Annotated in this window: 15 protein-coding genes; 14 read left to right on the forward strand and 1 reads right to left on the reverse strand. The window is 67.7% G+C overall.

Annotation, left to right across the window (positions count from 1 at the left end; genetic code table 11):
- Nucleotides 1-39: 39 nt before the first annotated feature.
- The 7 genes from HMPREF3014_RS02415 to HMPREF3014_RS02445 all read left to right on the forward strand — a co-directional run bounded on the left by HMPREF3014_RS02415 (nucleotide 40) and on the right by HMPREF3014_RS02445 (nucleotide 9225).
- Nucleotides 40-2313 carry a beta-agarase gene (locus HMPREF3014_RS02415; RefSeq protein WP_073647913.1) on the forward strand — a complete coding sequence of 758 codons (2274 nt, stop codon included), beginning with the start codon at nucleotides 40-42 and terminating at the stop codon, nucleotides 2311-2313.
- A 109-nt stretch (nucleotides 2314-2422) separates the two neighbouring features.
- A complete protein-coding gene (locus HMPREF3014_RS02420) occupies nucleotides 2423-3568 on the forward strand; it encodes an EstA family serine hydrolase (RefSeq protein WP_014603184.1) in 1146 nt (381 codons plus the stop codon).
- A 205-nt stretch (nucleotides 3569-3773) separates the two neighbouring features.
- Nucleotides 3774-4655 carry an OmpA family protein gene (locus tag HMPREF3014_RS02425; RefSeq protein WP_003082037.1) on the forward strand — a complete coding sequence of 294 codons (882 nt, stop codon included), beginning with the start codon at nucleotides 3774-3776 and terminating at the stop codon, nucleotides 4653-4655.
- Nucleotides 4656-4753: 98 nt separating this feature from the next.
- Nucleotides 4754-5401 (forward strand): pyridoxamine 5'-phosphate oxidase, encoded by a 648-nt coding sequence (gene pdxH, locus HMPREF3014_RS02430; RefSeq protein WP_003082041.1) that lies wholly within the window; start codon nucleotides 4754-4756, stop codon nucleotides 5399-5401.
- A gap of 7 nt (nucleotides 5402-5408) precedes the next feature.
- Nucleotides 5409-6521, forward strand: coding sequence for a CdaR family transcriptional regulator (locus HMPREF3014_RS02435; RefSeq protein ID WP_003112517.1), 1113 nt, complete (start codon nucleotides 5409-5411; stop codon nucleotides 6519-6521).
- Between the two features lie 158 nt (nucleotides 6522-6679).
- Nucleotides 6680-8038 (forward strand): GntP family permease, encoded by a 1359-nt coding sequence (locus tag HMPREF3014_RS02440; RefSeq protein WP_003086363.1) that lies wholly within the window; start codon nucleotides 6680-6682, stop codon nucleotides 8036-8038.
- A 41-nt stretch (nucleotides 8039-8079) separates the two neighbouring features.
- Nucleotides 8080-9225 (forward strand): glycerate kinase, encoded by a 1146-nt coding sequence (locus HMPREF3014_RS02445; RefSeq protein WP_003082051.1) that lies wholly within the window; start codon nucleotides 8080-8082, stop codon nucleotides 9223-9225.
- Here the strand turns inward: HMPREF3014_RS02445 and HMPREF3014_RS02450 are convergent.
- The gene (locus tag HMPREF3014_RS02450) at nucleotides 9204-9446 is read right to left on the reverse strand and encodes a hypothetical protein (protein ID WP_003082053.1); all 243 of its coding nucleotides are present in this window, start codon (nucleotides 9444-9446) and stop codon (nucleotides 9204-9206) included. The two genes, HMPREF3014_RS02445 and HMPREF3014_RS02450, sit on opposite strands and share 22 nt — an antisense overlap.
- A gap of 187 nt (nucleotides 9447-9633) precedes the next feature.
- Here HMPREF3014_RS02450 and HMPREF3014_RS02455 point away from each other — a divergent pair, with 187 nt between their 5' ends.
- The 7 genes from HMPREF3014_RS02455 (at nucleotide 9634) to HMPREF3014_RS02485 (ending at nucleotide 16181) form a co-directional block, all read left to right on the forward strand.
- Complete coding sequence (locus tag HMPREF3014_RS02455) at nucleotides 9634-10098, forward strand: outer membrane lipoprotein (RefSeq protein WP_003082056.1); 465 nt, start codon at nucleotides 9634-9636, stop codon at nucleotides 10096-10098.
- A gap of 328 nt (nucleotides 10099-10426) precedes the next feature.
- The gene (locus tag HMPREF3014_RS02460) at nucleotides 10427-13228 is read left to right on the forward strand and encodes a monovalent cation/H+ antiporter subunit A (RefSeq protein ID WP_003082059.1); all 2802 of its coding nucleotides are present in this window, start codon (nucleotides 10427-10429) and stop codon (nucleotides 13226-13228) included.
- Nucleotides 13228-13566, forward strand: coding sequence for a Na+/H+ antiporter subunit C (locus HMPREF3014_RS02465; RefSeq protein ID WP_003082068.1), 339 nt, complete (start codon nucleotides 13228-13230; stop codon nucleotides 13564-13566). The genes HMPREF3014_RS02460 and HMPREF3014_RS02465 overlap by 1 nt, the downstream gene beginning before the upstream one ends.
- On the forward strand, nucleotides 13563-15062 hold the full coding sequence (locus HMPREF3014_RS02470; RefSeq protein ID WP_003082071.1) for a monovalent cation/H+ antiporter subunit D: 1500 nt from the start codon (nucleotides 13563-13565) through the stop codon (nucleotides 15060-15062). The genes HMPREF3014_RS02465 and HMPREF3014_RS02470 overlap by 4 nt, the downstream gene beginning before the upstream one ends.
- Complete coding sequence (locus HMPREF3014_RS02475; protein WP_003082074.1) at nucleotides 15059-15583, forward strand: Na+/H+ antiporter subunit E; 525 nt, start codon at nucleotides 15059-15061, stop codon at nucleotides 15581-15583. The genes HMPREF3014_RS02470 and HMPREF3014_RS02475 overlap by 4 nt, the downstream gene beginning before the upstream one ends.
- Complete coding sequence (locus HMPREF3014_RS02480) at nucleotides 15568-15837, forward strand: K+/H+ antiporter subunit F (RefSeq protein ID WP_003082079.1); 270 nt, start codon at nucleotides 15568-15570, stop codon at nucleotides 15835-15837. Before HMPREF3014_RS02475 ends, HMPREF3014_RS02480 begins: the two co-directional genes overlap by 16 nt.
- On the forward strand, nucleotides 15834-16181 hold the full coding sequence (locus tag HMPREF3014_RS02485; RefSeq protein ID WP_003082083.1) for a Na+/H+ antiporter subunit G: 348 nt from the start codon (nucleotides 15834-15836) through the stop codon (nucleotides 16179-16181). The genes HMPREF3014_RS02480 and HMPREF3014_RS02485 overlap by 4 nt, the downstream gene beginning before the upstream one ends.
- Nucleotides 16182-16210: the final 29 nt, after the last annotated feature.

Here is a 16210-nt window from a genome sequence, read left to right on the forward strand (position 1 = left end):
AGCCGCATCGGGAAATTCCCGGCATTTGTCCATGCCGGGATGGAGTTAAGGAAAACAGGCTTCATGATCCGTTCGCGTTGGCATCTTCCCCTGCTTCTCGGCCTGCTCGCGGTGGCCGCGCCGCTGGCGGCGAACGACACCCAGCAGGTGCTGTTCAACTTCGTCAAGCCAATGGCCGTGGTCGGCATCACCCTGGAGGATGCCGACCTGCCCAGCGTGACGGCGGAGGCCACCCCGGAGGGCGACATTCTCCGTCGCGTCACCTTCAGCCCGGCGCAACGGCCCACCTTGCGCATGAGTCCGGCGCAGGGCCGTTGGGACTGGTCCGCAGCGGACTACGTGAGCCTGCGCATCCAGAACGCGATGAGCTGGGACATGACCCTGGAGGTCGCGATCGAGGGCGAGCAGGGCGCGCCGGGGTTGCAGGCATCCATCGAGCTTCCGGCAGGCCCGCCGCAGACCCTGCTGGTGCCGTTGCGGGCGGTTTCGCCAGAGGCTCTGGGCATGCGTGCGGGGCCGCCGATGCCGCAGATGGTCGAAGGCCAGCGGGTGCTGCTGGCGCCACGCGTGGAGGGCTCGCTGGACCGCGCCAGGGTCGGGGCGCTGAGCCTGTCCCTGCGCTCGCCGCAAGCTCCCCAGAGCATCCTGCTCGGACGTTTCGGCATACGCGCAGGGAGAGCGGTGGAGCGGAGCATCCTGACCGGCCTGATCGATCGCTATGGCCAGTACAGCCGCGCCGACTGGCCGGAAAAGATTCGTTCCGACGAACAGTTGCGCAGCGCCTATGCGGCCGAGGCCGCACAGCTCCGCGACTGGGAACGGCAGACACCGGCGCGCGACCGTTTCGGCGGCCTGCTGGGTGGGCCGGTGTTCGAAGCCAGCGGTTTCTTCCGCACGGAAAAACGTGGCGGGCGCTGGTGGCTGGTTACTCCGGAAGGACATCCGTTCTGGTCGCTGGGCGTTAATGCGGTGACCGCCGACGGCAGCCGGACCTACGTCGAAGGACGCGAGCCGATGTTCGCCGAACTGCCGGCGGAGGGTGAGCCGCTGGCCGCATTCTTCGGTGAGGGCGACGACCGCCGCGGCGTCGCCGCGCAGGCCGGGCGGCGCTTCGGGCATGGTCGCTGGTTCGATTTCCTCGGTGCCAATCGCCAGCGCATCGCTCCCCAGGCGAGTGCCGACCAGCTCGCCGGCGAATGGCGCCAGCGCACCCTGGAGCGCCTCTCGGCATGGGGTTTCAACAGCCTCGGCAACTGGAGCGATCCGGCGCTCGCCGCACAGACGCGGATGCCCTACAGCCTGCCGCTGTCGATCGCCGGCGACTACGCCACGGTCAGCAGCGGTTTCGACTGGTGGGGAGCCATGCCCGATCCCTTCGACCCGCGCTTCGCCATGGCCGCCGAGCGCGTCATCGCCATCGCTGCTCGCGACCACCGCGACGATCCCTGGCTGCTCGGCTACTACGCCGACAACGAACTGGCCTGGGCCGGGCGCGACGGCTCGGCCCAGGCGCGCTACGGCCTCGCTTTCGGAGCCTTGACGCTGTCCATGGACAGTCCGGCGAAGCGCGCCTTCGTCAAGCAATTGAAAGCCAAGTACCTGGGCCATGAGGCATTGGCCGAGGCCTGGGGCATCGAGCTGGCCGCCTGGGAGGCCCTGGAGGCGCCGGGCTACGCGGCTCCGCTGCCGGGCGAGGGGCATCCGGCCATCGCCGAGGACTACAGCGCCTTCCTCCGGCTGTATGCCGACGCTTACTTCAAGACCCTGCGCGACGCCCTGCAATGGCACGCACCGAACCACCTCCTGCTCGGCGGCCGCTTCGCCGTCAGCACTCCCGAGGCGATCACCTCCTGCGCCCGGTATTGCGACCTCCTCAGTTTCAACCTCTATACGCCGTTGCCCGGGCAGGGCCTGGACGACTCCCTGCTGGCGCGGCTGGACAAGCCGGTGCTGATCAGCGAGTTCCACTTCGGCTCGCGGGATCGCGGTCCGTTCTGGGGTGGTGTCAGCGAGGCGGCCAATGAGCGGGCGCGCGGCGACTCCTACCGAACGTTCCTGGAGGCGGCGCTGAAGAGTCCGTATATCGTCGGCGCCCACTGGTTCCAGTACCTCGACCAACCGGCCAGCGGGCGTCTGCTGGACGGCGAGAACGGCCATATAGGCCTGGTCGGGATCACGGGCTTGCCGTTCGCCGGCTTCGTCGACACGGTGCGCCGAAGCAACCTTGCCGTCCTGTCGCGACTGTCGGCGATGGCCAGGTCCATGCCTGCCGTCGAGCCTCTGCCGCCGCGCGAGGATTCAGCCGGTTCATGAGCGCGCATTCACCGCCGCCCGCTTGCGGCGAACCCCTCTTATGTCAGGGTTCACAAGGCCGCCGAGGGCTGGAAGAATGCCCCGACCACTTTCCCACCGGAACTTGCCCATGACGCCCCAAGGCCACTGTGACAGCCGTTTCGCCCCGCTTGCCGAGGCCTTCGCCCGGCTTTTCGACAATCCGCAGGAGCGCGGCGCGGCGTTGTGCCTGGAGGTCGGTGGCGAGACGGTGGTCGACCTCTGGGGCGGCGTCGCGGACAAGGACGGCGAGCAGCCCTGGCAGCGCGACACCATCCTCAATCTGTTCTCCTGCACCAAGACCTTCACCGCCGTTGCCGTGCTGCAACTGGTGGCCGAGGGCAAGCTCGAACTGGACGCGCCGGTGGCACGCTACTGGCCCGAGTTCGCCGCGGCCGGCAAGGCAGCGATCAGCGTGCGCCAGTTGCTCTGCCATCGCGCCGGCCTGCCGGCGCTGCGCGAGCAGATGCCGCCCGAGGCACTCTACGACTGGCAGGCGATGACCACGGCACTGGCCGCCGAGGAGCCCTGGTGGACGCCTGGTGAAGCGCACGGCTATGCACCGATTACCTATGGCTGGCTGCTCGGCGAGGTGATCCGCCGGGTCGACGGCCGCGAGCCGGGCGAGGCCATCGTGGCGCGCACCGCGGCACCGCTGGGCCTGGATTTCCATGTCGGCCTGGACGACAGCCAGTTCGGCCGCGTCGCCCACATGGCACGGAGCAAGGGCAGCCTCGGCGACGCTGCCGCCCAGCGCATGCTGAAGACCATGATGAGCGAGCCATTGGCGCTGACCACCCGTGCCTTCACCAATCCGCCGTCGATCCTCACCAGCACCAACAAGCCGGAATGGCGACGCATGCAGCAGCCGGCCGCCAATGGCCATGGCAACGCGCGCGCGCTCGCCGGCTTCTATAGCGGCCTGTTGCGGGGACGTTTGCTGGAAGATGAACTGCTGGGCCAGTTGGCCCACGAACACGCGGTAGGCGAGGATCGGACCTTGCTGACCCGGACCCGCTTCGGCCTCGGCACCATGCTCGACCAACCGGGCGTGGCCAATGCGACCTACGGACTCGGCCCCAAGGCCTTCGGCCACCCTGGGGCGGGTGGCTCGATCGGCTTCGCCGATCCCGAGCGCGACCTGGCTTTTTCCTTTGTCAGCAACGCCTTGGGGCCGTATGTGCTGATGGATCCGCGGGCGCAGCAGCTGGCGCGTGTCGCGGGGGAGTGTCTGTAATCCGTTGGTTAACTTTTAACCGCTTGTCGGCTCGACGCTAAATTTCATTGCCAAATAATGGCTTAGCGACACAATCTAAAGCGTCGTATGAGATAGGGCGTTGCCGGGGCAGTGGATCGACTCCGGCATCGCTGCGATGTGACCGGCGGTTGAGCCGAATGTTCCATCGGGCTCGCCTTCTTTCACTTCCAACGGACCCCGACGTATGAAACTGCTTAAGACCTCGACGCTTCTTCTCTGCATGACCGCCTCCGGCTGCAGCTATTTCCAGACCCAGGACGCTTCCTCGCAGCCAGCCAAGGCTCCGGCCGAGCAGGCTTCCAGCCATTCATGGTGGCCGTTCGGCAAGGACGACGGACAGACCGTCGCCAAGCAGGCCACGGAACAGAAGGCCGAAGCCGAGCATGTCGGCTCCAGCCACTGGTGGTGGCCGTTCGGCAAGGACGAAGGCGGTCGGGACGTAGCCGCCAAGGCTGCGGAGCAGAAGGCCGAGATCGCCGCGGCGAAGAAAGAAGTCGCCGCCGCAGCCGAGCCGAAGGCCGCCAACCCCTGGTGGTGGCCGTTCGGCGCCAGCTCGGCGAGCAAGGCGTCGGGCAAGCCGGCACTGGTCCAGCAGAAGGTCACCAAGGAGTGGCTGGATGCCCATGAGAAAGCCCTGCGCGAAGCGATCGCCGGTAGCGAGTTTACCCTCGAACGCCGCGACAACGCATTGATCGTCATCGCCCCCGCCGACTACTCGTTCAATCCCAAGCGCCACACCATGCTGATGCCGATCACCCTCAACCCGCTGGGCAAGGTCGCCAAGATGGCCCAGGCCGATCCGCAGAGCGGTATCCTGGTACTCGGCCATACCGACAGCACCGGCAGCAAGGCGGTCAACGACAAGCTGAGCTTCGAGCGTGCCCAGTCGGTGGCGGCGATCTTCCGCCTCAGCGGCCTGAAAGGCGACCAATTGCGCCTGAAGGGGGTCGGTTCCGACATGCCGCGCGCGGACAACGCCAGCGCTGCCGGCCGCGCCCAGAACCGTCGCGTCGAAGTGCTCTATACCCAGCGCGCCAGCCTGCTGTCCCTGGCCCAGGGCAACTGAGCCGAACCGGGGCAGGGCGCTTGGCGCCATTGTCCCGGATCAAGCGCGAGGCGGAGTCTGCGGTTAAGCTATGGCGCATTTCCCCCTGGAGATGCGCCATGACCCAGTCCCTGGCCGATATGCGCCGCGAGTACACCCGCGATGGCCTCAGCGAGGCCAACGCCCCTAGCGATCCCTTCAGCCTGTTCCGCCAGTGGTTCGACGACGCGGTGAAGACCGAGCGCCTGCCGGTCGAACCCAACGCCATGACCCTGGCCACCGTCGACGCCGACGGCTATCCGCATTGCCGTATCCTCCTGCTCAAGGGCCTCGACGAGCGCGGCTTCACCTTCTTCACCAACTACGAAAGCGCCAAGGGCCGGCAACTGGCGGCCAATCCGCGGGCGGCCATGACCTTCTTCTGGCCGGCGCTGGAGCGCCAGGTGCGCATCGAAGGCAGCGTCGAGAAGGTCACTCCCGAGGAATCCGACGCCTACTACCAGGTGCGTCCGCTGGGCAGTCGCCTGGGCGCCTGGGCCTCGCCGCAGAGCCGGGTCATCGCCGATCGCGCCGAGCTGGAACGGCTGCTCGCGGAAACCGAGCGGCGTTTCGCCGACCAGCCGCCGAGCTGTCCCGAGCATTGGGGCGGCTACCGTCTCCTGCCGCAGCGCATCGAGTTCTGGCAGGGGCGGCCGAGCCGCCTGCACGACCGTCTCGACTATCGACGCCAGGACGGCGGCTGGTCGCGCGAACGCCTGGCGCCCTGAGTCCTCCATGTTCGAACTGGATTCGACGCTGGCGCAGCACATCGTCGATCGGGCGATGGCGATCCTGCCGCACAACATCAATGTGATGGATGCCCAGGGCATGATCATCGGCAGCGGCGATCCATCGCGCCTGCATACCCGCCACGAAGGGGCGCAACTGGTGCTGGCCAACCGGCGGGTGGTGGAAATCGACGAGCAGGCCGCCGCCTGCCTGCGCGGGGTGCGGCCAGGGGTGAACCTGCCGTTGCTGCACGCCGAGCGGCTGGTCGGCGTGCTCGGCATCACCGGCGCGCCGGAGGTGGTCCGGCCCTATGCCGAGCTGGTGCGGATGGCAGCGGAAATGCTCATGGAACAGCGCCAGATGCAGGACGAGCGACACTGGCAACGCCAGCGTCACGAAGCCTGGCTGCGCCAGTTGCTCGATCCCGGCCACGGCCTCGGGGCGCTGGCGGCCGATGCCGAACACCTGGGGCTGGCCATGCACTGGCCGCGCCAGGCGGTCTTCCTGGAGCTGCCCGAGCATGCCGATCCGCTGCCTTGCCAGGCTCGCCTGCTGGCGGCACTCGGCGGCCGGGCGGAGCACTGGAGCGCGGCGCTGGGCGAGCGCCTGGTGTTCTGGTGCCGGCCGGTAGCCCACGCAGATACGCTCGAGCACTGGCTGGAGCGCGCCGACGCGCGCGGCTGGGGCGTGGCGCGCCTGTGTGCCGGCGACCCGGCGCATGACCTGGCCGAGCTGCGCGCCTCGGCCTGCGCCGCGCGCGACCTGCTGGACTATGCGCGCAGCCGGTTGCCCGGTCGGCGGGTCGTGACCCTGGACGGACACCGCCTCGCCAGCCTGCTGTTCAGCCAGCGCGACAGTTGGCAGGTGCGGCAGCTGCTGGCGCCCTTGCAGCGGTTGCTCGACCACGATCCGCAAGGTTCGCTGGCCGCTACCCTGGAGTCCTGGTGCGCCCATGACGGGCACGCCCAGGCCTGTGCCCAGGCGCTGGGAATCCATCGCAACAGCCTGCGCTACCGACTGGAGCGCATCGCTTCGATCAGCGGGCTCGATCTCGCTCGCCTGGAGCACCGCCAGCAATTATTGCTGGGGCTGCAATTGCTCGTTCCGCGCCGCGGGTAACGGGCGATCAATCGATTCACTGTGCAGTCGCACAAAATGTTCCCCTTCCAGCGCCGTCTTCCTCTGGCCGTTGCACAAGGCGTGTCCGGTCCCGACGGAGCGAAAATGACCCGCCCCTGGGCGCCCATCCCACACCCATAACAACAAGGAGGCGGCTCATGACCCTGGTCCTGATCCTGCTGGCGTTGATCGCCTTTATCGTCCTGTCCACCACGCGACTCAAGCTGCACCCGTTCCTCGCCCTGCTGGCGGCCGCGCTGATCGCCGGCTTCGCCTACCAGGTACCCACGGCGGAAATCGTCAAGACCGTTACCGGCGGCTTCGGCAGCATCCTCGGCTACATCGGCATCGTCATCGTGCTCGGCACCATCATCGGGGTGATCCTCGAGCGCAGCGGTGCGGCGATCACCATGGCGGAAAGCGTGATCCGCCTGCTCGGCGAACGCTTCCCGACCCTGACCATGTCGATCATCGGCTACCTGGTGTCGATCCCGGTGTTCTGCGATTCCGGCTTCGTCATCCTCAACTCGCTGAAGAACGCCCTGGCGGCGCGGATGAAGATATCCACCATCGCCATGAGCGTGGCCCTGGCCACCGGTCTTTACGCCACCCACACCTTCGTGCCGCCGACCCCGGGACCGATCGCCGCGGCCGGCAACCTCGGCCTGGACGCCAGCCTTGGCCTGGTGATCGTGGTCGGCCTGGTGGTCGCCTTCGTCACCGCGATGGCCGGCATGTGGTGGGCCAATCGCTTCGTCGGCAAGGACATTCCCCTGGTCGACGACGGCCAGGTCGTCCAGACCGAAGAGGACTTCAGCGAGCTGCGTGCCCGCTACGGCAAGCTGCCCAGCGCGACCCAGGCGTTCGCGCCGATCTTCGTACCGATCCTGTTGATCTGCCTTGGCTCGGTCGCGGTATTCCCGAGCAAGCCGCTGGGCGAGGGCGTACTGTTCGCCTGCCTGAACTTCCTCGGTCAACCGGTGATCGCCCTGCTGGTCGGCCTGGCGCTGGCCTGCACCCTGCTCAAGGGCCAGAGCAAGCGCGAGGAATTCCATGAGCGCGTGGTGGAAGGCATCCAGTCGGCCGCGCCGATCCTGCTGATCACCGGCGCCGGCGGCGCCTTCGGTGCGATGCTGAAGATCACTCCGCTCGGCGACTACCTGGGCAGCACCCTGTCAGCGTTGGGCATCGGCCTGTTCATGCCGTTCGTGGTGGCGGCCGCGCTGAAGACCGCACAGGGCTCGACCACCGTGGCGCTGGTCACCACCTCGGCGCTGGTCGCTCCGCTGCTGCCGCAGCTCGGCCTGGACAGCGAGATGGGCCGGGTGCTGACGGTCATGGCGATCGGTGCCGGAGCGATGACGGTGTCCCACGCCAATGACAGCTTCTTCTGGGTGGTCACACAGTTCAGCCGCATGACCGTATCCACTGCCTATCGCGCCCAGACCCTGGCGACCCTGGTCCAGGGTATCGCCGGTATGCTCGCGGTATGGCTGCTCAGCCTTGTGCTGCTCTGATTGAAGCGGGGCCGGGGACTCCCGGCCCTGCGAGGTGACTGATGAAAATCGTGATTGCTCCTGATTCGTTCAAGGAAAGCCTGTCCGCGCCCGACGTCGCCGAGGCTATCGCCCGCGGCTGGCGGCGAGTCTTCCCGCAGGCCGAGGTGTTGCTGCGGCCACTGGCGGACGGCGGCGAAGGCACGGTCGATGCGGTACTCGCCGCCACCGCCGGCGAACGTCGCGAATGCCGTGTCGAAGGCCCGCTCGGTGAGCCGACCCTGGCGCACTGGGGCTGGCTGGACGACGCCACCGCAGTGATCGAAATGGCTTCCGCCAGCGGCTTGCACCTGGTCCCGCGCGACCGCCGCGACGCCACGCGCAGCAGCAGCCGTGGCACTGGCGAGCTGATCCGTGCGGCGCTGGACGCCGGGGCGCGGAAGATTATCCTCGGCCTCGGCGGCAGCGCTACCAACGATGCCGGCGCCGGCCTGCTGGGCGCGCTCGGCGTGCGTTTCCTGGCTGCCGACGGCGAGGAACTGGCGCCCGGCGGCGCCGCGCTGGCTGGCCTGCACAGTCTCGACCTGGGCGGGCTGGATCCGCGCCTGGTGGATGTCGCGGTGGAAGTCGCCGCAGACGTCGACAACCCGCTATGCGGGCCGCGCGGCGCGTCGGCGGTGTTCGGTCCGCAGAAGGGCGCCAGCGCCGAACAGGTGGCGCAACTGGATGCCGCCCTGGCGCACTTCGCCAAGGTGGTCGCGGCGACCCTTGGCGAGGACTTCAGCCGGGTGCCGGGCGTCGGCGCCGCCGGCGGCCTGGGTTTCGCCGCGAGGGCATTCCTCCGCGCGCGTTTCCGCCCAGGCATCGAACTGGTGGCGGAGCTGGCCGGGCTGGCCGATGCGCTGGTCGGTGCCGACCTGGTGCTGACCGGCGAGGGCCGTCTGGATGCGCAGAGCCTGCACGGCAAGACCCCGGTGGGCGTGGCGCGGATCGCGCGCCAGGCCGGCGTTCCCGTGGTAGCCCTGGCCGGCAGCCTGGGCGACGGCTACCAGCGCCTGCACGACGCCGGCATCGATGCGGCGTTCAGCCTGGCGCCGGGACCGATCAGCCTGGAGCAGGCCTGTGCCGGAGCGGCGGCGGAACTGGAGGCGCGCGCCGAGCAGATCGCCCGGCTCTGGCGCCTGGCTCAGGCTTCGCGGGAAGGGTAGTCGGCGGCGGCGCGCTCCAGCCAGGCCGGCAGGTCGCGCCGCTTCACCTTGCTGGCCTTGGCCTCGGCCAGTCGCTGTAACAGATAGTCACGCTTTTGCGGGTCGTCGCCGGCGAATGACAGCGCCAGGTCGCGGTCCATCCAGCGGCGGATGCGCCAGTAGATCCACCAGTGGAAATACAGGCCGGCGGCGGTGGTGACGACGATGATGAAATAGTCCATGGCTGTTCCTTCTGCGGGCGCTCACCCTAGCCGATCGGTCCCGCCGATGAAAGCGGGAGGGTTCGGTCGAAACTGAACGAACCTGTACCATTGCTGAATCGATTCGATTATCTCGCGCCGGCCAGGTGACAGGAGCGGCTGCGGGAGAGTCTAATATTCGTCAGTTATCCCTTTCGGAGATGCCGTTATGCGCAAGTCTGCCTTGATCGTTGCTTCCTTCACCGCCATGGCCCTGGCTCTTGGCGGCTGCCAATCCAGCCTCACCGGCGATACCTACAGCCGTGAGGAAGCCCGTACCGTGCAGACTGTACGCATGGGCACCATCCAGGCCTTGCGCCCGGTCAAGATCGAAGGCACCAAGACCCCGATCGGTTCCATCGCCGGTGCCGGCGTCGGCGGTGTCGCCGGCAGCGCGGTGGGCGGCGGCAAGGGCAGCTACGTCGCGGCCATCATCGGCGCGGTCGCTGGCGGCCTGCTGGGCGCGGCTACCGAAGAAGGCCTGACGCGCACCCAGGGCGTCGAGATCACCGTGCGCGAAGACGACGGCAGCACCCGCGCCTATGTCCAGCAGGTCGACCAGGGCCAGATCTTCCGCGTCGGCGAGCGCGTGCGCATCCTGACCGTCAACGGCACCAGCCGCGTCGCCCACTGATTCTTCCCACGTTATCCCGCGGCCGGCATTTCGCCGGCCGTTTTCGTTGTAGCGCCGAACCACTGCCGGCGTTGTCTTGCTAAGCTTCAAGTCGTTGCCGTTGCAGAGTTTTTTTCGGCTTTCCGGCAGTCGGAACGCCTGAATTTTGTAATAATTCAATCCATGACGTTCGTTCGATAGATTGCGATAATCGTAGTTCCGTCGCGCCGCGCCTGCCGGTGGCCGATGGGGCTTCGAGCTGCTGGCGATCCGGCCGCGCACCGACAACCGCGGGGAAGCACCGCCGGCCAGGCATGCCGGGGGCTCCGCCATCGAAGAGGAGTAGCCCATGATTCTGGCGCTGATCATCGCGCTGCCGTTCATGGGGGCGTTGTTGCCCCTGCTTGCCGAGCGTGGCGGCCGCACCTTGTGCGCGGCGTCCGCCGGCGTGGCGCCGCTGATCGGCCTGATCCTGTTGCTCGGACAGCGCGGCACGGTGTTCGCCGGGCAGACCCTGACCGCCAGCTATTCCTGGCTGCCGGAAATCGGCATCAACCTCAGCCTGCGCCTGGACGGCCTCGGTTTCCTCTTCGCCCTGCTGATCCTCGGCATCGGCCTGCTGGTGATCCTCTACGCCCGCTACTACCTCTCCGAACAGGAGCCGATGGGGCGTTTCTTCGCTTTCCTGCTGCTGTTCATGGGCTCCATGCTCGGCGTGGTGCTCGCGGAAAATCTCTTGCTGATGATGCTCTTCTGGGAGCTGACCAGCCTGTCCTCGTTCCTGCTCATCGGCTTCTGGGGCAGCCGTTCCGACGCCCGCAAGGGTGCGAGGATGGCCCTGACCGTTACCGGAGGGGGCGGCCTGGCGCTGCTGGCCGGGGTGCTGCTGCTCGGCCACATCGCCGGCAGCTTCGAACTCACCGAGGTCCTCGCGGCTGGCGAGCTGATCCGCGCCCACGCTCTGTATCCGCTGGTGCTGATACTGATCCTGCTCGGCGTGTTCACCAAGTCGGCGCAGTTTCCCTTCCATTTCTGGCTGCCCCACGCGATGGCGGCGCCGACCCCGGTTTCCGCGTACCTGCACTCGGCGACCATGGTCAAGGCCGGCGTATTCCTGCTGGCCCGGCTGTATCCGGCGCTGGCCGGCACCGAGTGGTTCTTCTACCTGGTCAGCCTGAGCGGCCTGGTGACGCTGTTGCTGGGGGCCGGCATGGCACTGTTCCAGCATGACCTGAAGGGGCTGCTGGCCTACTCGACGATCAGCCACCTGGGCCTGATCACCCTGCTGTTCGGCCTCGACTCCCCGCTGTCGAACGTCGCCGCGGTGTTCCACATCATCAACCACGCGACCTTCAAGGCCTCGCTGTTCATGGCCGCCGGGATCATCGACCACGAGACCGGCAGCCGCGACATGCGCCTGATCAACGGGATGTGGAAGTACCTGCCGCATACCGCGGTGCTGGCCATCGTCGCCTCCCTGGCGATGGCCGGGGTGCCGCTGCTGAACGGCTTCCTCAGCAAGGAGATGTTCTTCGGCGAAACCCTCAGCCAGAACCTGCTGGGCAGCTTCAACTGGCTGGTGCCGGCGGTGGCGACCCTGGCCGGCGTGTTCTCGGTGGCCTATTCGCTGCGTTTCATCCACGACGTGTTCTTCAACGGCGAGCCGGCCCGGTTGCCGAAGTTCCCGCCCCACGAGCCGCCGCGCTACATGAAGGTACCGGTGGAGATCCTGGTGTTCCTCTGCCTGTTGGTCGGCATGCTGCCGGCCTACACCGTGGCGCCGCTGCTGGCCGCCGCCGCCAGTGCCAGCCTTGGCGGGCAACTGCCGGAATACAGCCTGGCGATCTGGCACGGTTTCAACCTGCCATTGCTGATGAGCGTGGTGGCGCTGGTTGGCGGTGTGCTGGTCTATGTCCTGCGCAAGCCGCTGTTCAACTGGTACGCCGGGTTACCGGAGGTGGACGCCAAGCTGGTCTTCGAGCAGCAGGTGCAACGTGTGGTGGCCCTGGCCGCGCGCCTGACCGCCTGGCTGGAGAACGGGTCACTGCAGCGCTACCTGGCCTGGCTGCTGGGCGCGGCGCTGGTCGTGGTGGCGGTCGAGCTGGCACCGCTGGCGAGGCTGACCGGCTCGCGCGGCCTGACCCCGCTGGACGGTATCACCGCCCTGGGCATGCTGGTGCTGGCCTTCAGCGGCCTGGCCACGGCGCTGTTCCATCGTATGCGCCTGGTCGCGCTATTGATCCTCAGCGTCGCCGGCCTGCTGGTGGCCCTGGCCTTCGCTCGCTTCTCGGCCCCGGACCTGGCGCTGACCCAGTTGTCGGTGGAAGTGGTGACCATGGTCCTGCTGATGCTGGCGCTGTATTTCCTGCCCTCGCGCACTCCGGCGGAGTCCTCCAGCCTGCGCGGCTTGCGCGACGTGGCGCTGGCCGGCGGGGTCGGCATGCTGGTGGCGCTGCTGGCCTACGCGGTGCTGACCCGGCCCTACGAGAGCATCGCCGGATTCTTCGTCGAGAACAGCGTCTCCGGGGGCGGCGGCTACAACGTGGTCAACGTCATCCTGGTGGACTTCCGTGGTTTCGATACCCTCGGCGAGATCAGCGTGCTGGCGATCGCCGGCGTCGGCATCTACGCGATGCTCGCCGGTTTCGCCCTGCACAAGCCGACCTGCGACCCGCAGGGTCGCAACTGGGCCCACGCCAAGCACCCGCTGATCCTGGAAACCCTGTCGCGGGTGCTGCTGCCGCTGGCGTTGCTGATCTCGGTGTTCATCTTCCTGCGCGGCCACAACCTGCCGGGCGGAGGTTTCATCGCCGGCCTGGTGACTGCCATCGCCCTGGTGCTGCAATACATCGCCAGCGGCTCGCAGTGGGTCGAGCAGCGCCTGCCGCTGAACTATGCGGCCATGGCTGGCGCCGGAGTGCTGATCGCCGGGCTCACCGGGCTCGGCAGCTGGCTGTTCGGCTATCCGTTCCTGACTTCCGCGTTCGGCCACTTCGAGTTGCCGCTGATCGGCGAGATCGAGCTGGCCACGGCGATGCTGTTCGACCTCGGCGTGTACCTCACCGTGGTCGGTGCCGCGCTGCTGATCCTGTCCTACCTCGGCAAGCTCAGCCTGATGCCTGAACCCGTCGCACAAGAGGAGGCGCTCTGATGGAAGCCCTGTTCGCCATCACCCTCGGCCTGCTCACCGCCAGCGGCGTCTACCTGCTGCTGCGGGCGAGGACTTTCCCGGTGGTGCTCGGTCTCACGCTGATCTCCTACGCGGTCAACCTGTTCCTGTTCGCCATGGGCCGGCTCGGCGGCAGCGTCGCGGTGATCGGCACTCCCGGGGAGTATGGTGATCCGTTGCCGCAGGCGCTGGTGCTGACCGCCATCGTCATCGGCTTCGCCATGACCGCCTTTGTCGTGGTCCTGGCCCTGCGTGGCCTCGGTGACCTCGGCAGCGACCACGTAGATGGACGCCCGGACGAGGAGGAGCCGCGCCCATGAGCCATTGGCTGATCCTGCCGATCCTGCTCCCCCTGTTTGCCGGCAGCCTGCTGCTGTTACCGCTGGCCGAGCGCTGGCAGCGCGGCCTGTCGTTGCTCGCGGCGCTGGCGCTGATCCCCCTGAGCCTGCTGCTGATACGTACGGCCGCCAGCGGCGACCTGAGCGTCTATGCCCTGGGCAACTGGGCCGCGCCGTTCGGCATCGTGCTCATGCTCGATCGTCTCGCCGCCCTGATGCTGCTGGCCACCGCGGTGCTCGGCAGCGCCGCGCTGATCTACGCGCTGCGTGGCGACGACCGCCTGGGCAAGCATTTCCACGCGTTGTTCCAGTTCCAGCTGCTCGGTATCAACGGCGCCTTCCTGACCGGCGACCTGTTCAACCTGTTCGTGTTCTTCGAGATACTCCTGATCGCCTCCTACGCGTTGCTCCTGCATGGCGGCGGCGCGGAGCGGGTACGCTCGGGCTTGCACTACGTGATCCTAAACCTGGTCGGCTCGGCGTTCTTCCTGATCGCCGTGGGTACCCTGTATGGCCTCACCGGCACCCTGAACATGGCCGACATGGCGCAGAAGATCGCCATGGCAGATGCCGAGCGCGCGCCGCTGCTGGCGGCAGCCGGGCTCCTGCTGCTGGTGGTGTTCGCCCTGAAGGCGGCGCTGTTGCCGCTGTACTTCTGGCTGCCGCGCGCCTATGCCGCGGCCAGCGCGCCGGTGGCGGCGCTGTTCGCGATCATGACCAAGGTCGGCATCTACTCGATCCTGCGGGTCTACACGCTGGTCTTCGGCGATGCCGCCGGCGAGCTGGCCAACCTGGCGCAGGCCTGGCTCTGGCCGCTGGCCCTGGCGACCCTCGGCCTGGGCGCGATCGGTGCCTTGGCGGCGCGGACCCTGCAAGGCCTGCTGGCCTACCTGGTGGTGGTCTCCGCCGGAACCCTCCTGGCTGGCGTGGCGTTGGGCAGCGAGCGGGCGCTGGCGGCGTCGCTGTACTACCTGCTGCACAGTACCTGGATCGCCGGTGGCCTGTTCCTGCTCGCCGACCTGGTCGCCCGCCAGCGCGGCGACAAGGCCGGCGACCTAGTCCAGGGCCCGGCGTTGCAGAATCCTCGGTTGCTCGGCGGGGCTTTCTTCATCGGCGCCATCGCCGTTGCCGGTCTGCCGCCATTGTCGGGGTTCTTCGGCAAGGTCATGCTTTTGCAGTCGGTCGCTCCCGGCAGCCAGGCGCTGGCCCTATGGAGCGTGGTACTGGGCAGCGGCCTGGTGGCGCTGGTGGCGTTGAGCCGGGCCGGCAGCACGCTGTTCTGGCGCACCGGGCATACCGTGCTCGGTAGCGCCGAACTGGACCACGGCCGCTTGTTCGCCTGCATCCTGTTGCTCTCCGCCGGCCCGTTGCTGGTGTTCGCCGCGAAGCCGCTGCTGGCCTACGTCCAGGCCACCGCGGCGCAGTTGCACGACCTCGACCTGTATCGCCAGATCATCACCCGCGGAGGTGCCGCATGATCAGCCGCTCGTTGCCGCGTCCGCTTCTTCGCGTACTGCCTCATCCCGTGCTTAGTGTCCTGCTGTTGCTGGTCTGGTTGCTGCTGGTGGATTCCTTCGCCATCGGCCACTGGCTGCTCGGCGCCTTCCTCGGCGTGTGCATTCCGCTGCTGACCAACCGCCTGCTGGTCGGGCGCAGCCAGGAGTGGCATCCGTTGCTGCTGCTGAAGCTGCTGGCGCTGGTGATGTGGGACATCCTCGTCGCCAACATCCAGGTCGCCCGCCTGACCCTCGGACCGATCGAGCGCTTGCGTCCGGCCTTCGTCGAGGTGCCGATCGAGCTGGAGAACGACCTCGCCATCAGCGTGCTGGTGAGCATCGTCTCGCTGACCCCGGGGTCGGTGTCGTCGGACCTCAGCGACGACCGCAAGACCTTGCTGGTGCACGGCCTCGACGTGCCGGACAAGGCGGCGCTGATCGCCGAGATCAAGCAACGCTACGAAGCGCCGCTGAAGGAGATCTTCCCATGCTCGCTTACGTGATCCCGCTGTGCCTGGCGCTGCTCGGCCTGGCCCTGTTGCTGACCCTGGCGCGCCTGGTCAAGGGGCCGTGCCTGCCGGACCGGGCGCTGGCGCTGGACACCCTCTACGTGAACGCCATCGCGCTGCTGGTGCTGTACGGCATCTGGCGCGACAGCGACCTGTTCTTCGAGGCGGCGCTGCTGATCGCGGTGCTCGGCTTCGTCGGTACGGTGGCGGTGGCCAAATACATGCTGCGCGGAGACATCATCGAATGACTGGCGAACCCCTGAGCCTGTGGCTGGAAATCATCGTCTCGGCGTTCCTCCTGCTGGGCAGCGCCTTCGTCCTGATCGGCGCGATCGGCCTGTACCGCCTGCCGGACTTCTTCATGCGCCTGCACGGGCCGACCAAGGCCACCACCCTCGGGGTCGGCGGGGTGATCGTCGCCTCGCTGATCTATTTCTCCAACCGCCAGGCGGGCATCAGCCTGCACGAATTGCTGATCAGCCTGTTCCTCTTCATCAGCGCCCCGGTCAGCGCCTACATGCTGGCCAAGGCCGCGGTGCTGCAGCAGTTGCCGCTGGAGAAGAAGACTCGCGGCAAGCCCTGGGAGCAGTGAGGCCCGGCGCAACAGTTTTGCCCGCTTTC

The organism is Pseudomonas sp. HMSC065H01 (assembly GCF_001815235.1).
GTDB classification, from domain to species: Bacteria; Pseudomonadota; Gammaproteobacteria; order Pseudomonadales; family Pseudomonadaceae; genus Pseudomonas; species Pseudomonas aeruginosa.

What these genes read in the sequence shown, in the direction of transcription:
- HMPREF3014_RS02415 (WP_073647913.1), top strand. Translation starts at nt 40, where the DNA reads ATGGAGTTAAGGAAAACAGGCTTCATGATCCGTTCGCGTTGGCATCTT.
- HMPREF3014_RS02420 (WP_014603184.1), top strand. Translation starts at nt 2,423, where the DNA reads ATGACGCCCCAAGGCCACTGTGACAGCCGTTTCGCCCCGCTTGCCGAG.
- HMPREF3014_RS02425 (WP_003082037.1), top strand. Translation starts at nt 3,774, where the DNA reads ATGAAACTGCTTAAGACCTCGACGCTTCTTCTCTGCATGACCGCCTCC.
- pdxH (WP_003082041.1), top strand. Translation starts at nt 4,754, where the DNA reads ATGACCCAGTCCCTGGCCGATATGCGCCGCGAGTACACCCGCGATGGC.
- HMPREF3014_RS02435 (WP_003112517.1), top strand. Translation starts at nt 5,409, where the DNA reads ATGTTCGAACTGGATTCGACGCTGGCGCAGCACATCGTCGATCGGGCG.
- HMPREF3014_RS02440 (WP_003086363.1), top strand. Translation starts at nt 6,680, where the DNA reads ATGACCCTGGTCCTGATCCTGCTGGCGTTGATCGCCTTTATCGTCCTG.
- HMPREF3014_RS02445 (WP_003082051.1), top strand. Translation starts at nt 8,080, where the DNA reads ATGAAAATCGTGATTGCTCCTGATTCGTTCAAGGAAAGCCTGTCCGCG.
- HMPREF3014_RS02450 (WP_003082053.1), bottom strand. Translation starts at nt 9,446, where the DNA reads ATGGACTATTTCATCATCGTCGTCACCACCGCCGCCGGCCTGTATTTC.
- HMPREF3014_RS02455 (WP_003082056.1), top strand. Translation starts at nt 9,634, where the DNA reads ATGCGCAAGTCTGCCTTGATCGTTGCTTCCTTCACCGCCATGGCCCTG.
- HMPREF3014_RS02460 (WP_003082059.1), top strand. Translation starts at nt 10,427, where the DNA reads ATGATTCTGGCGCTGATCATCGCGCTGCCGTTCATGGGGGCGTTGTTG.
- HMPREF3014_RS02465 (WP_003082068.1), top strand. Translation starts at nt 13,228, where the DNA reads ATGGAAGCCCTGTTCGCCATCACCCTCGGCCTGCTCACCGCCAGCGGC.
- HMPREF3014_RS02470 (WP_003082071.1), top strand. Translation starts at nt 13,563, where the DNA reads ATGAGCCATTGGCTGATCCTGCCGATCCTGCTCCCCCTGTTTGCCGGC.
- HMPREF3014_RS02475 (WP_003082074.1), top strand. Translation starts at nt 15,059, where the DNA reads ATGATCAGCCGCTCGTTGCCGCGTCCGCTTCTTCGCGTACTGCCTCAT.
- HMPREF3014_RS02480 (WP_003082079.1), top strand. Translation starts at nt 15,568, where the DNA reads ATGCTCGCTTACGTGATCCCGCTGTGCCTGGCGCTGCTCGGCCTGGCC.
- HMPREF3014_RS02485 (WP_003082083.1), top strand. Translation starts at nt 15,834, where the DNA reads ATGACTGGCGAACCCCTGAGCCTGTGGCTGGAAATCATCGTCTCGGCG.